Consider the following 14706-nt stretch of genomic DNA (forward strand, 5'->3'; position numbering starts at 1 on the left):
CCCCTCGTTTTTGCGTTTGGTAGGTGTTTCAGGCTTAGAGCCTAGCGGCGGCGAACAAGGTCCTGCGTGCTCTTGGCCACCGGTGTGCTGTAGCCATCATATATCGTGCGCATCATGCGGGCGATCAGACCGGCGTGAGCAGTGTGACCTTCGGGCCCGGTCACAAAGAATACCACGGCAAGGTGCCTGCCATCAGGCAAACGCACGATACCAACATCGTCCGTCACTCCGAACAGCGTGCCCGTCTTGTGGGCGACGAGCGTACCCGCAGGCAGTCCGGCACGAATCCGGTTCTTGCCCGTGCTGGTCCGGGTCATGGTATCGAGCAGCACGGCTCGGCTTTCCGGACTCAAGGCATTGCCCCGATCGATGGCGGCCAGCAACGCAAGCATGGCGCGCGGCGTGCTCGAGGTGCGCACATCAATCACCCGCGCGGCGTCGACCTTGCCATCGTCGCGAACCAGCGTTGCCATTGTATGGTCGAGCCGCTGGCCGGTAATGCCCTTGGACGTGAGCCAACGATTGACCTTGTCGTAACCGCCAACCGCCTGGATCAATCCGTCGGTAGCCTCGTTGTGGCTGCGCGTGATGGAAAGCTCCATCAGGCTCTGCGCGGTCATGATCTGGCCTGAGCGAAGCGGCGCTTCGGCACTGCGCGCGCCGGTTTCGCGCACCGGCATCATCATGGGAAATTGCTGGTCGAGCCGCGCATTGCCCTTCTCGACAAGATCGAGGAACGTGGCCGCGACCGCAATCTTGGCCGTGCTGGCCATCGGGAACGGCATGTCGGCATTCACGAAAATCTGACCGCCCCCATCGAGGTCCATGGCGGCCACGCCGATGCGCCCCCGCCCCTCTGCGGCAATCGCGGCCACCTGCTGCTGGATCGCCTGATCGCGCTGATCCTGAAGCGAAACCGTAGCGCGGCTCTGCACTGCGGGGACCGTGGCGACCAGCGCAGGGGCCGCCACCATCAATGCGGCGATGATTCGTGCGGTGCGGAACTTCATGCCTTCTTGTACCCCGACCCCGGTTTATCCGTCTTTAACACAAGTATCGCGTTGTGATTCTAAGGCAAAGTGCCTTTCGGACCATCTCGGCGCATCCATCGCGCGGATGGGCGCAAGCTGCGGGAACCATTCGCGAGTGGCGATTCGCGCTGGACTTTAATCGATCGGTTAAGGATAGTGCCCCCGGATCGGCGGCAAAGCCGGACGTGGAGAGGCAATGGAAACGCTGCTCGAGGCAGTCATGGCAAGGGCGGGGCACGGCGGCAGGATTACCGGCCTGCAGCGGCTATCCGGCGGCGCAAACATGGAATCATGGGCGTTTGCCTGTGGAGATGGGCGGTTCGTGTTGCGCCGGGCGCCCTCGGCTGAATGGATCGCGGCGCGTCCGCTCGGGATGGATGGTGAAGCCGAACTGATCCGGCAGGCACACGCGTCCGGCGTGAAAGCGCCGGAAGTCGTCGCCGAACTTGCGAGCGCGGATGGCCTTGGCATCGGCTTCATCATGCGTTGCCTGCCGGGCACGGCCGATCCGGAAGTTGCACTCTCATCCTCTCCGGAGCTTGCATCCGATCTCGCAGCGGCAATGGCAGGCATTCACGCCCTTTCGCCTGAAGGCCTGCCTTTCCTTCCGATGCTGGACCCTGCGGAAGGCGTGGAGGGGCTCGCCCGCCAGTTCGAGGAAGCCGGTGGCGACCGACCGGTAATTGCGCTGGGCCTCGCCTGGCTTCGCACCAACCTGCCCTCGCCGACATCGCCCGTCGTCGTCCATGGCGATTTCCGCATCGGCAACCTCATGGTTGACGCAGGGCGCCTGTCCGGCGTGCTCGATTGGGAACTGGCCCATCTTGGCGACGGGCATGAGGACCTGGCCTATGGCTGCATGACGGTGTGGCGATTCGGAAGGCTCGACAAGCAAGGGTTCGGCCTGACCGATGTGGCTACCCTGGCCCGGGCCTATGAAGACGCCGGCGGTGAACGGTTTGATGCAGTCCGCTTCCGCTTCTGGCTGGTCTATCGAACGGTATGGTGGGCGCTTGGCTGCCTATCGATGGGCCAATCATGGCGATCCGGCACCGATCGGTCACTTGAGCGAGTCGTCGTCGCCCGCCGCTGCGCGGAACAGGAACTCGACCTGCTGCTGCTGCTCGAAAGCGAAGCACCACAGGCGGAGCGCGAGCGCTTCCTGCCTCCCGCGTCCGAGCCCGCACCCGGAAGTCGGGGCGAGCCAACGGCAACAGAAGTCCTGACCGCTGTCTCGGAATGGCTCGCCGCCACGGTCAAGGGCAAGCTCGACGGCCGTGAGCGCTGGGAGCTAGCCGTCGCCCAGAACGCGCTGGGTATCGTGCGCCGCGAACTGGCCGGGCGTGCAGATCCCGCGGACAAGGTCCTTGCCGAGAACATTCTTGCCGGGCGCCACTCACTTCAGACGGAAGGGCTCCTTGCCACGCTCCGCTCCCGGACGCTGTCCACGCTTTCCGCCGACATGCCCAAGTATCCCGCGCTGGCGTCCGCCCGCATCCTCTGGAGCCAAGCCTGATGGACTTCGACCTTCCCCCAGACCTCGTCGCCTACATCGCCGAACTCGATGCCTTCATCGAGGCAGAGATCAAACCGCTTGAACAGGCGGACGACAATATCCGCTTCTTCGACCACCGCCGCGAATGGGCGCGCACCGATTTCGACAACGGCGGCCTGCCGCGCCATGAATGGGAAGCGCTATTGGTCGAAGCCACCCGCCGTGCCGATGCGGCGGGGCACTGGCGCTTTTCCGCGCCGAAGAAGTACGGCGGCAAGGACGGCAAGAACCTGTGGATGGCAGTGATCCGCGAACACTTCGCGGCGAAGGGCCTGGGGCTCCACAATGACCTGCAGAACGAGCACTCGATCGTCGGCAACTTCCCGTTCGTGAACATGTTCGAGCATTTCGGCACACCGGAACAGCAAGCGGAGTTTATCGAAGGGGGCTTTGCCCGCACGCGCCGCACCGCCTTCGGCCTTACCGAACCCGATCACGGCTCCGACGCCACCCACATGGAAACCCGCGCAGTGCCGGAAACGCGCGACGGGGTATCTGGCTGGCGCATCGATGGCGAGAAGATGTGGACCACCGGCATGCACGTTGCCACCCACTGCGCCACTTTCGCACGGACGAGTGGCGATGCGGGCGATGCGCGCGGCATCACCTGCTTCCTCGTGCCCAACCCGACCGAGGGGCTGGTCATCGAAGAGTACCTGTGGACCTTCAATATGCCGACCGACCACCCGCGCGTTTCGTTCACCAACGTCTGGGTGCCGGACAGCGCGATTCTCGGCCCCGTTGGCGGAGGCCTGGCCATTGCGCAGAGCTTCGTTCACCAGAACCGCATCCGCCAGGCAGCATCATCGCTGGGCGCGGCTACCTTCTGCGTCGAGGAGTCGGTGCGCTATGCGCGGGAACGCAAGCCTTTCGGCGAGGAGCTTGCCCGCAACCAGGCGATCCAGTTCCCGCTCGTGGAGCTTGCCACGCAGTGCGAGATGCTGCGCCTTCTGATCCGCAAGACGGCCTGGGAGATGGACCGTCTCGAGGCCGAAGAGGGTGGCCACAAGCGCATCGAGCGTGAACTTTCGGACAAGGTCTCGATGTGCAATTACTGGGCGAACCGGCTGGTCTGCGAAGCCGCCGACCGTGCCATGCAGGTCCACGGGGGCATCGGCTATTCGCGCCACAAGCCGTTCGAGCACATATTCCGGCATCACCGCCGCTACCGCATCACCGAAGGCGCGGAAGAGATCCAGATGCGGAAGGTCGGCGCCTTCCTGTTCGGCTATCTCGGGCCGAGGAAGGGCCAGTTCTGACAGGCGGGGGAGCCGTCAGCAGCTCCCCCGGCCGACACTTCAGGCAAGCGCCGCCTTGAGATCGTCGACGAGGTCGGTGCGCTCCCAGGGGAAGAAGTCGCCTTCGGCCTTGCGACCGAAATGGCCATAGGCTGCGGTCGGCTGGTAAATCGGCTTGTTGAGCCCCAGGTGCGTGCGGATCGCGCGCGGGGTCAGGCCCCCGAGCTTGGCAATACCCAGGATCGCCTGCTCGATCTTGTCGTCGCCGACGGTGCCCGTCTCGTGCGTGTCGACATAGAGCGACAGCGGCTTCGACACGCCGATGGCATAGGCGATCTGGATGGTGCAGCGCGTGGCAAGGCCGGCGGCAACCACGTTCTTGGCGAGGTAGCGGGTGATGTAAGCAGCCGAACGGTCAACCTTGGTCGGGTCCTTGCCCGAGAATGCGCCGCCGCCGTGGGGAGCCGCACCGCCATAGGTGTCGACGATGATCTTGCGGCCCGTCAGACCAGCATCGCCGTCAGGACCGCCGATCTCGAAGCTGCCGGTCGGGTTGATGAAGTATTCGGTTTCGCGCAGCAGCACCGGCGGGATCACGTCGGCAATCACGCTCTTCACGTAAACTTCGAGTTCGGCCTGCTTGGCCGGGTCGTTCTCGTCGTAGCCTGCCTTGTGTTGCGTCGAGACGACGATGGCGGTGGCCGCAACCGGCAGCGAGCCTTCATAGCGCAGCGTGACCTGGCTCTTGGCGTCGGGTTCGAGGAACGGCGCGGCGCCGGAATGGCGATCGGCGGCCATGCGTTCGAGAATCTTGTGGCTGTAGTAGAGCGTCGCCGGCATCAGGCCCGGCGTTTCATCCGTGGCATAGCCGAACATGATGCCCTGGTCGCCCGCGCCCTCGTCCTTGTTCTCGCCAGCATCGACGCCCTGCGCGATGTGGGCCGACTGGCCATGCAGGCGGTTGATGAACTCGAACTTCTCCCAGTGGAAGCCGTCCTGCGCATAGCCGATGCGCTTGACCGTCTCGCGCACGGTCCGCTCGATCTCTTCCTGCGCGCCCGGAGCCCATTCACCGTTCTCATACACGCCCTTGCAGCGGATTTCGCCGGCAAGAACGACAAGCTGCGTGGTGGTCAGGGTTTCGCAGGCGATGCGCGCTTCGGGATCCTTGGACAGGAACAGGTCGACGATCGCGTCGCTAATCTGGTCGGAAACCTTGTCCGGATGGCCTTCGGATACGGATTCGGAAGTGAACAGGTAATCGGTGCGCATCGAGAGTCCTATGCCAAGAGGGCCTGTGCTTGAGACAAGCGATATAAAGAAAGCTTTATGTCCCTGCCCGCTTAGCGTTTCCGCGTGGCACTTGCAACCAGTGCAACGAAAAGAAGCGCTACTGCCCACAAAAGGGCGAGCATGTTCCCGGTGCGCGCAAACAGTGTCGCCGCATGGGCCGGAGGGATCACGCCGTCCAACCGGCCGGCGCGATGTTGCGGCACGAACTGACGGACGACGCCATCGGCATCCACGACCGCGCTTATGCCGGTCGTGGTTGCCCGCAAGACCGGCAACCCCTCCTCTATTGCGCGCATCCGCGCCTGCGCCAGATGCTGCGGCGGCCCCCAGGCGCCGAACCAGCCATCATTGGACGGATTGAACAGGTAATCCGGCCGATGCGCGCGATCCACCACCTGTCCCGAGAAGATGATCTCGTAGCAGATCTGCACCCCGGCCTTGCCATATCGGCCCAGATCGAGTGTGCGAGGCCCAGGCCCGGCGAAGAAATCAAGGCTGCCCGCAACCAGTCGCGACAGACCCAGCGGTTCGAGGAGTGAGCGCATCGGCAGGTACTCGCCATAAGGAACGAGATGCGCCTTGGCGTACGAACCCTTGATGGCCCCGTCAGAATCAAGCGCCGTCACCACATTCCAGGCGCCCGCCACCTTGCGCCCCTCCATGGCAAGATCGGTCGTTCCGGTCAGCAGCAGGCCACCTTTGCCGGCGACCTTGCCGAGCCGCTCTCGCGCCAGCACCGGGTCGCCGGCATAAGTCGTCTCGTCGTACCAGAACTGGGAATAGCCCTCGCGCAGAAAGTCCGGCACGCCGCTTTCAGGCCAGAGCAAAAGGCGGTTCTCGCCGGGCTTGCGAGTCAGAGAGAGCCTCGCCGTCTTCTGGAACTGATTCTCGAAATTGGCGGGATCGTTGAGCAGGTCCTGGCGCACATCCGGCTGGACCAGCGTAAACGGCAAGGTCCCTTCAAGCCGCTCGCCATGAAGTGGCAGAACCATGAGCACAGCAGGGCCGAGCAAGTAGGCACCCGCAGCCCACCTTTGCCCCTTTCGGAAGGACCGGAGCGCAAAGAGCCACCATCCGGCCAGCAGGACGACAAGCCCGGACAGGGCGTAAGTTCCCAACCATTGTGCAGCGAGGGCGAGCCCGGGGCGCTCGAAACCGCCCAGTGTCACCATCGCCAGCGGGTTCCACGCAAACCCGGTGAAAACCGACGAGCGCAGCCATTCAGACACGATCCACGCCGCGGCAAAGGCCGGCAAGAGCATGGCCCTGCGGGTGTTTGCCAGCCACCAGCCACCCCACGTTGCCAAGGCCGGGAATACCGCGAGGTAGAGCGCGAGCAGGAATACCGCGATCCAGCCAAGCCAGGTTGGCATTTCCGCCTGATAGGTGAAAGCCGTGGCGATCCAGCCATTGCCAACGGTGAAATGCCCGACGCCGAACAGCCATCCGATGAGCAATGCCTGCCGCCAGGTCTTTACCACATGGAGGCGGTGGATCAGGAACGCGAGGGCAGCCAGCGTCAGCGGCCACAGGCCCAACGGCTGAAAACCGCAGGCAGCAAGGCCACCAGCGGCAATTGTCAGCAGGCTGTCACACGATGGAAGGCGAGGCCGAAAGCGGGAGGAAAAGCGGGAAGCTGTCATGCCTTCCTGCTATGGGGTGCGCCGGGAGAGACCGCAAGCGGCCCATCCCGGCGTCACCAATCAACCCTCTGCAGGCTCGGTCGCTTCGGCGACCGGAGTCTTGCGCGGACGGCCGCGCTTCTTGGGTGCAGGAGCAGTGGCCTCTTCGGCAACGGACTCGGGGGCAATGGGTTCTGGGGCCGGTGCTGCTACCGGAGCGGGCTCGGCCTCGGCCTTGGCGCTGATCGACGGCGGCAGGAACGAGGCATCCAGCGTCGCCGGTGCTTCGTCAGCCTCAGCCTTGGCGCCGCGCGGACGCCGCTCGGTGCGCGGGCGAAGCCCACGTGTAGCCCGGGTCACGAACGGATTGTCGTTGGCATCGGCAATCGGCTCACCCTCGATGGCCGGAACACCTTCGCCAGGCAGAGCCTCGGCAGGTACCGCTTCCGCATCGGCATCGCGGCTGCGATTGCGCTCGAACCGGCGGGCGCCCTCACGACGCGTGCCGCGCTCTTCGGAACCGCGATCGTCGCGCTGCCGGTCTTCACGGGGGCGCTCTTCACGCTGGCGATCCTCACGGGGCCGATCGTCACGTTGGCGGTCGTCACGGGGGCGGTCGTCACGGGGGCGGTCCTCGCGATCGCGGCGACCTTCATAGCGGTCACCACGGTCCTGGCGTTCGCCCCGATCCTGACGTTCACCACGATCTTCGCGGTCTTCACGCTCGCGCCGCGTGGAAACCGGACGGTCGAACGCGGGAAAATCACCTTCGACGCTGAATTCGTCCGCGCCTTCCTCGGTGTCCTGATCCTGCCAGCGCTCGCCGCCGTTCTGGCGGGCGCGCTGCTCTTCCTGACGGAGGCGGGTGTCGGCGATCACGCGGAAATAGTGGTCGGCAAATTGCAGATAGTATTCGGCCTGCACGCGGTCGCCATTCAGGTGGGCGTCCTGCGCGAGCTTGCGATACTTCTCCAGCATCTGGGGCGCATTGCCCCGCGCACGGCTGTCGATCCGGTTGAGCTGCTGACCACCGTTCTGGGGGCGATTGTTGTTGCCCCGACCGCGACGGCGGTTGTTACCACGATTGTTATTCAACTCAGGCACTTCCTTAAATGGGGCGGCCTCTCGTAAAGCTTGAGCAACCCGTAATGCCGCGCAACCCTCCGCCACCGGTTCGCGTCATGCGAATCGGGGTTCCCAGCATCTGCGCTCGTCTCGGCCCCTTTGGTCGATATTCCCTGCAAATGGTGGATTTGGCCGGGACGGGAAGCCTTCGTCCGTCCCCTGCCTAGGAACACAATTAGTGATCCGCAGGTCCCTTGCCAAGAGGAATATTGGCAGAAACCGCCATTTCGACCGCCCTTTTTCGCCCTGCCAGATCGCAATGGACCCGCGCAGACATCCCGGCCCCGCGCGCGATGTCTGTAACGGCGTCGGCTTGTGTCCAGCCTATCTCGACCAAGGCAATACCCCGCGCGGTGAGGAGGGCAGGAAGCTGCGGCACCAGAATGCGGTAATCGTCCAGCCCGTCGAGGCCGGAAAACAGCGCGGATGCTGGCTCGTACTGGCGGACCGATGCATCGAGATTCGCGTGTTCCTCGACATAAGGCGGGTTCGAGAGGACCAGGTCAAACCTGCCCAGTCCCTGCGCCCAATCCGTCTGTGTCCAGTCGCCTTCGAGGATTCGCGCAGACGGCGCATGGCGTCTGGCGTTCGCTTTCGCCACCGCCGATGCTTCGGGAGAGCGCTCGATCGCGATGCCTTCGGCGTCCGGCCATAGCGACAGCGCCGCCAGCAGCAGAGCGCCCGAGCCTGTTCCGAGATCGAGAATTCGCTCGGGTGGCGCCTCGCCGGCAAACGCCTCACGTGCCGCCTCGATCAGCGTTTCGGTATCGCCGCGCGGGATCAGGACGGCGGGGCTTACGGCAAGCTCGATGCCATAGAACTCGGCAGTGCCGGTAATATAAGCAACCGGCTCATGGCCCGTCCGCCGCTCGACCAGCGCATCGAAGCCATCGGGCACCGCCGCCGCCATGTGCCGCAGCAGCAGATCGGTCCGCGAACAGCCCAGCGCATGCGCCATCAGCACTTCGGCATCGAGGCGGGCCGTGTCCGATGTAGCGGAAAGCCGGTCGGCGGCGGCGCGCAGGGCCTCGGCAACCTTCACTTGGCGCTGTTACCCATCCATCGCCGCCAGCCGCTTGGCCTGGTCCTCGGCGATCAGCGCATCGATCAGTTCGGCAAGGCCAGGGCCCTCGAGGATTTCGGGCAGGCGGTGCAGCGTCAGGTTGATGCGATGGTCCGTCACGCGACCTTGCGGGAAATTGTAGGTGCGGATGCGCTCGGAGCGGTCCCCCGATCCGACCATCGCCTTGCGCGCCTCGGCCTCTTCGCCCTGGGCAGCATCGCGCTGCGCCTCGAACAGGCGGGCGCGCAGGACCTGCATTGCCTTGTCCTTGTTCTTGTGCTGGCTGCGCCCGTCCTGACAGGTGACGATCGTGCCGGTGGGCACGTGGGTGATGCGCACGGCGGAATCGGTGGTGTTGACGTGCTGGCCGCCTGCGCCGCTCGCCCGGTAGACGTCGATCTTGAGATCCTTGTCCTCGATGCGAATGTCCACTTCGTCCGGTTCGGGCAACACGGCGACCGTCGCGGCAGACGTGTGGATGCGGCCACCACTCTCCGTCACCGGCACGCGTTGCACCCGGTGCACGCCGCTTTCGAACTTGAGCTTGGCGAAGACCCCGCTGCCCGTGACGTTGGCGACCACTTCCTTGTAGCCGCCGAGATCATTGGCGTTGACCGAGACGACCTCGACCCGCCAGCCCTGCTCGGCGGCATATCGTTCGTACATGCGGTAGAGGTCCGCAGCGAAGAGCGCGGCCTCGTCGCCGCCGGTGCCAGCGCGTATTTCCAGCATGGCCGGGCGGCTGTCCGCCGCATCGCGCGGCAGCATGGCGAGGGCGAGGCGGTGTTCGGCCTCAGGCAATTCGGCGTTGATCCGGCGGAGCTCCTCGTCCGCCAGCTCGCGCATGTCGGGATCGTCAAGCGCGGCAAGGCTCAACAGTTCGGCGCGCATGTCCGCGATCTCGCGGGCGACACGGGCAACCGGCTCCAGTTCGGCATAGTCGCGGCTGGCGGCGATGAACTCCGGGCCTTCCAGCGTGCCCGAAGCCAGCCGCGCCTCGAGCTCGGCAAAGCGGTTGGCGATCTGGGCAAGACGGGCTTCGCTTACCGACATCCACTCCCCCCACACTTCGTCATCCCGGCCCTGGCCCGGGATCCCGCTTCTTGGTGAAGCGCCGCAAGAAGAACAGCGGGACCCCGGGTCAGGCCCGGGGCGGCGGAGTAATGCATGGTCACTTGCCGCTGAAGTCGGCGACCAAGGCCGCCAGTCGCTCGTTCAAGGCAGTAAGCGCCTCATTTTCCGCGCGGAACCTCATGCTTGGTGTCCCATCGCGCATCGCGAGCGCGAGTATAGCGTTAGCTCCCATCTTGACCGCCTTGTCGAACCGCTTGCGCGCAGAGCCAGACGCCACGAGTTCTGCGGAGACACCTTCCCGGCGCAATCGCGAAGCCTGCGCAATTCCGCTGGTCAGCAGCGCGTCGTCCTCGACCACGACGATTACGTCGGCCTTGGCCTCGCCCTTCTCGCCCACCAGCATCGCCAGTCGCTCGATCCCCGCAGCCCAGCCGACAGCAGGCGTCGCTGAACCGCCCAGCGCCTCCATCAGGCCATCATAGCGGCCGCCTCCAAGGACGGTGCCCTGCGCGCCCAGGCGGTCGGTCACGAACTCGAACGCGGTGTGGCGGTAGTAGTCAAGGCCGCGCACCAGCGCCGGAGCGCGGGTCCATGCGACGCCCGCGGCATCGAGACCTGAGGTGACCTTCGCGAAGAAGTCCTGCGCCTCGGCACTAAGGAAATCGTCGATCCTCGGCGCGTCGGCGGTGAACGGCTTGTCGCGCGGGTCCTTGCTATCGAGGATGCGCAAGGGGTTGCGTTCGAGGCGGTCCTGCGAGTCCTCGGACAGCTCGCCCTTCACGGCGCGGAAGTAGTCGATCAGCGCCGTGCGCCAAGCCTCGCGGCTGGCGCCATCGCCCAGCGTGTTCAGCTGCAGCGTCACACCGTCCGCAATGCCCAGTTCCTTGAGGAGCTGGTCGGCCATGACGAGAAGTTCGACGTCCGCCTGCGGCTCACCCGCGCCGATCACCTCGGCGTCGATCTGGTGAAACTGGCGGTAGCGGCCCTTCTGAGGGCGTTCATAGCGGAACAGCGGGCCGTGCGTGGCGACCTTGAGCGGCGCGTATTGCTGCCAGCCATCGGTGAGGTAGGCGCGGGCGATGCCGGCGGTGAATTCGGGACGCAGCGTCAGGGATTCCCCACCGCGATCCTCGAACGAATACATTTCTTTCGAGACGACGTCGGTCGTCTCGCCCAGCGAGCGGCTGAAAACGGCCGTCTTTTCAAACACCGGCATTTCCACGCGGCGGAAGCGGTAGAGCTTGCGCACGCGCTCGAACGTCTCGACGACGAAGGCAAAGGCCTCGGCGTCGGGGCCGAAGATGTCCTGGGTGCCACGGATGGCCTGCGGTGTCTGTGTGCTCATGGAGCGCGCGATTAGCCCGAAAGCGCGAAAACGGAAAGCGGTCAGAAAAAGGTGGGCGACAATGGTTGCGAATGTGACGGCTTCGCGCCATTAACCGGTCCATGAAGACGACGCTCGCGGCAGCCCCGCTCCTCCTCGCCCTTTCCGTATCAACTCAGGCTCTTGCGGCAAATTCTGCGCCCATGGCCGTGCCGATCCAGCAGACCGTGCCGGACGCACAGGACGTGGCCTATCCCGGCGTGATGACGCTCGATATCGACGCGAGCGACGTGGCGCGCGGTGCCTACAAGGTCACGCAGACCATCCCCGTTGCCTCGGGCGCGAAGGAAGTGATCCTGCTCTACCCGCAGTGGCTGCCTGGCAACCATGGCCCGCGCGGTCCCTTGGCCGAACTGGTCGGCGTGCAGTTCTTCGTCGATGGCAAGCCGGTAGAATGGAAGCGTGACCGGGTCGAGGTCTATGCCTTCCACGTCATGCTGCCGGCCGGCGCCAAGGAAGTCGTCGCCAAGCTGATCCACACCTCGCCGCTGCAAAGCGCCGAAGGGCGCATCACGATGACGCCCGAAATGCTCAACCTGCAGTGGGAGAAGATGAGCCTTTATCCGGCAGGCCACTACGTGCGCCGCATCCGTGTGAAGCCCACCGTAACCCTGCCGCAAGGCTGGACGCCCGCCACCGCTCTCGACGGAATGAGCATGAGCGGCAACCGCGTGACCTGGGCCGAAACCGACTACGAGACGCTGGTCGATTCGCCGATCTTCGCCGGCAAGTACTTCAAGAAGTGGGACCTCGGGCAGAACGTCACGCTCAACGTCGTGGCCGACAAGCCTGAGCAGCTCGAAGCCAAGCCGGAACACATTGCTGCCCACAGCGCCCTGGTACAGGAAGCGAAGCTGGCATTCGGCGCCAACCACTTTGACCATTACGAGTTCCTCCTCGCCCTGTCCGACAAGATCGGCGGCATCGGCCTCGAGCATCACCGGTCAAGCGAGAACCAGCTGGAGCCGGAAGCCTTTACGGAGTGGGCCAAGCAGGAATGGGACCGCAACCTGCTGCCGCACGAATATGCACACTCGTGGTCAGGCAAATTCCGCCGCCCGGCGCGCCTGTGGACGCCCGATTATCGTCAGCCGATGCAGGGTGACCTGCTGTGGACCTACGAAGGCCAGGACCAGTTCTGGGGGGCAGTTCTTGCCGCGCGTTCGGGCATGCAGGGCAAGGATACGGTGCTCGGCATGCTGGCAGCGTGGGCCGGCGGCTATACTCAGCAGCCGGGTCGTGACTGGCGCTCGGTCGAGGATACAGGCTTCGATCCTGTCTTCGCCTCGCGCAAGCCCAAGCCTTACTCCTCGCTCGCCCGCAATGAAGACTACTACACCGAAGGCGCGCTGGTCTGGCTTGAGATCGACCAGATCCTGCGCGAAGGCACCGGCGGCAAGAAGTCGATCGACGATTTCGCCAAGGCGTTCTTCGGCATGAATCCGGGCGACTATGGCCAGATCCCGTTCGAGGTGGACGAGATCGTGACCAAGCTGAACGCGCTCTACCCCTATGACTGGGCCAAGCTGATCGACACCCGCATCAATCAGCCGGGCCAGCCCGCGCCGCTGAACGGAATCGAGAAGGGGGGCTACAAGCTTGTCTGGAAGGAGGAGCCGAACCCCTACATGAAGGCCGCAATGGACTTCGGGAAGGGCCTGAGCCTTGCCAACTCGGTCGGCATCTCGCTTGACAAGGACGGCAAGGTTACCGGCACCCGCTGGGACAGTCCGGCGTTCAACGCCGGCATCGTGACCGGCACGCAGATCATGGCAATCAATGGCACGGCCTACAGTGCTGATGACATGAAAAAGGCGGTCACTGCGGCAAAGGGCGAAAAGGGTCAGCCCCTCGAACTGCTGGTCAAGCGCGGCAACCGGTTCGAAACGGTGAAGATCGATTACAAGGATGGCCTGCGCTACCCTTGGCTCGAACGTGTTGCACCGGGCAAGGCGCCCACCGGCCTCGACCTGCTGCTGACGCCGAAGCGTCCGGGCGCGGCTGCGGCGAAGAAAAAGTAAGCCTGTGAGCCGTGGCGGCGTCACGCTGGGCAACCGGCTGGCGCCGCCGCGCTTCGTCCTGTTTCTTGTCCTGCTCCTGGCCGCTTTCTGCGGCTACTTGCAGATCCCCGGCGCAAAGCAGATTGCCGACGCGGCAGCATTGAGTTTCGATCTTGCAGCAGGCGTCTTCCTGCTTTCCTTGCTGCCGCTGCTGCGGGACAGCGACGTAACGCAGATGCGCGCCCACGCCACGGCGAACGATGCCAATCGTGTGCTCGTGCTAGCGATCACCACGATCGTGACCATGGTGGTCCTTGCCGCCATTTCCGGCGAGCTGCCACGCGCCTCGGGCGGAGACCGGTTGGCCAGGTCAAGCTCGTCGGCACGCTGCTGCTGACCTGGCTGTTCGCCAACTCGGTCTATGCCCTGCACTATGCGCACCTGTTCTACACCAGCCGCGATGGCAAGGACGCCGGTGGGATCGACTTTCCGGGCACGAAGACGCCCGACTACCTGGACTTTGCCTATTTCAGCTTCACGCTCGGCATGACTTTCCAGACATCGGACACCGAGATCACCAGCAAGACGGTGCGCCGCATTGCCACGCTGCACTCGTTCGCGGCGTCCGTGTTCAACATCGGCGTAATTGCCTTCACCATAAACGCCCTAGGATAGGGGTTTCGCCATAAGTCTTGTTGCGGTGCAAAAGCGGCTTCGCTAGTGGCGGCGCATTCTCTCCACCCAATGAACAGGGCCAAAGATGCGCATCGACATGATTCCCACCGGTGACAATCCGCCGGAAAGCCTCAACGTCATCATCGAGGTTCCCGTCGGCGGCGAGCCGGTCAAGTACGAATTCGACAAGGCATCGGGCGCGTTGTTCGTCGACCGCATCCTGCACACGCCGATGCGCTATCCTGCCAACTACGGCTTCGTGCCGCACACCCTTTCACCCGATGGCGATCCGCTCGACGCACTGGTGATCGCGCGCTCGCCGTTCCTCGCCGGCTCCGTCGTCCGCGCCCGTCCAATCGCCGTACTCAACCTCGAGGACGAACATGGCGGCGACGAAAAGCTGGTTTGCGTTCCGGTCGATTCAACCTTCCCGTATTATTCGGACGTGAAGGAACGCGAAGACCTGCCCGAGATCGTCATGCAGCAGATCGAGCACTTCTTCACCCACTACAAGGACCTGGAAAAGGACAAGTGGGTACGCGTTGGCACCTGGGGTGGTGCCGATGATGCAAGGCGCATCACGATCGAAGCGATCGAACGCGCAAAGTCGGCCAAGGGCTGAGCTTTACAAGCTTGCGCAAGATGG

The 14706-nt window shown here is 64.4% G+C and carries 13 protein-coding genes; 6 read left to right on the top strand and 7 right to left on the bottom strand.

Features of this window, described 5'->3' with window-relative positions; genetic code table 11:
• Window positions 1-41: 41 nt before the first annotated feature.
• The gene (locus AC3WLM_RS07325; RefSeq protein ID WP_039333568.1) at window positions 42-1010 is read right to left on the bottom strand and encodes a class A beta-lactamase; all 969 of its coding nucleotides are present in this window, start codon (window positions 1008-1010) and stop codon (window positions 42-44) included.
• Window positions 1011-1227: 217 nt separating this feature from the next.
• Between AC3WLM_RS07325 and AC3WLM_RS07330 the strand changes: the two genes are divergently transcribed.
• The gene (locus AC3WLM_RS07330; RefSeq protein ID WP_492477014.1) at window positions 1228-2547 is read left to right on the top strand and encodes a phosphotransferase; all 1320 of its coding nucleotides are present in this window, start codon (window positions 1228-1230) and stop codon (window positions 2545-2547) included.
• A complete protein-coding gene (locus AC3WLM_RS07335; RefSeq protein WP_492477015.1) occupies window positions 2547-3845 on the top strand; it encodes an acyl-CoA dehydrogenase family protein in 1299 nt (432 codons plus the stop codon). Before AC3WLM_RS07330 ends, AC3WLM_RS07335 begins: the two co-directional genes overlap by 1 nt.
• Before the next feature lie 39 nt (window positions 3846-3884).
• Here AC3WLM_RS07335 and metK read toward each other — a convergent pair whose 3' ends face one another.
• The 6 genes from metK to hisS all read right to left on the bottom strand — a co-directional run bounded on the left by metK (window position 3885) and on the right by hisS (window position 11346).
• The gene (metK, locus tag AC3WLM_RS07340) at window positions 3885-5096 is read right to left on the bottom strand and encodes a methionine adenosyltransferase (RefSeq protein WP_492477016.1); all 1212 of its coding nucleotides are present in this window, start codon (window positions 5094-5096) and stop codon (window positions 3885-3887) included.
• A gap of 71 nt (window positions 5097-5167) precedes the next feature.
• Window positions 5168-6760 carry an apolipoprotein N-acyltransferase gene (lnt, locus tag AC3WLM_RS07345; RefSeq protein WP_492477017.1) on the bottom strand — a complete coding sequence of 531 codons (1593 nt, stop codon included), beginning with the start codon at window positions 6758-6760 and terminating at the stop codon, window positions 5168-5170.
• Between the two features lie 60 nt (window positions 6761-6820).
• Complete coding sequence (locus AC3WLM_RS07350) at window positions 6821-7834, bottom strand: DUF4167 domain-containing protein (protein WP_492477018.1); 1014 nt, start codon at window positions 7832-7834, stop codon at window positions 6821-6823.
• A 205-nt stretch (window positions 7835-8039) separates the two neighbouring features.
• A complete protein-coding gene (gene prmC, locus AC3WLM_RS07355) occupies window positions 8040-8906 on the bottom strand; it encodes a peptide chain release factor N(5)-glutamine methyltransferase (RefSeq protein ID WP_492477019.1) in 867 nt (288 codons plus the stop codon).
• A 9-nt stretch (window positions 8907-8915) separates the two neighbouring features.
• Entirely contained in the window at window positions 8916-9980 is a 1065-nt protein-coding gene (gene prfA / locus AC3WLM_RS07360) for a peptide chain release factor 1 (RefSeq protein WP_492477020.1), read from the bottom strand.
• Between the two features lie 118 nt (window positions 9981-10098).
• A complete protein-coding gene (hisS, locus tag AC3WLM_RS07365; RefSeq protein ID WP_492477021.1) occupies window positions 10099-11346 on the bottom strand; it encodes a histidine--tRNA ligase in 1248 nt (415 codons plus the stop codon).
• A 101-nt stretch (window positions 11347-11447) separates the two neighbouring features.
• Between hisS and AC3WLM_RS07370 the strand changes: the two genes are divergently transcribed.
• The 4 genes from AC3WLM_RS07370 (at window position 11448) to ppa (ending at window position 14682) form a co-directional block, all read left to right on the top strand.
• On the top strand, window positions 11448-13406 hold the full coding sequence (locus AC3WLM_RS07370) for a M61 family metallopeptidase (RefSeq protein ID WP_492477022.1): 1959 nt from the start codon (window positions 11448-11450) through the stop codon (window positions 13404-13406).
• Between the two features lie 4 nt (window positions 13407-13410).
• Window positions 13411-13782 (top strand): DUF1345 domain-containing protein, encoded by a 372-nt coding sequence (locus AC3WLM_RS07375; protein WP_492477023.1) that lies wholly within the window; start codon window positions 13411-13413, stop codon window positions 13780-13782.
• 29 nt (window positions 13783-13811) lie between these two features.
• Window positions 13812-14060: a DUF1345 domain-containing protein gene (locus AC3WLM_RS07380; protein ID WP_492478102.1), complete on the top strand. Its 249-nt coding sequence runs from the start codon at window positions 13812-13814 to the stop codon at window positions 14058-14060.
• Window positions 14061-14145: 85 nt separating this feature from the next.
• Window positions 14146-14682, top strand: coding sequence for an inorganic diphosphatase (gene ppa, locus AC3WLM_RS07385; protein WP_039333549.1), 537 nt, complete (start codon window positions 14146-14148; stop codon window positions 14680-14682).
• Window positions 14683-14706: the final 24 nt, after the last annotated feature.

Source organism: Novosphingobium sp. FW305-C-30-35 (assembly GCF_058783135.1).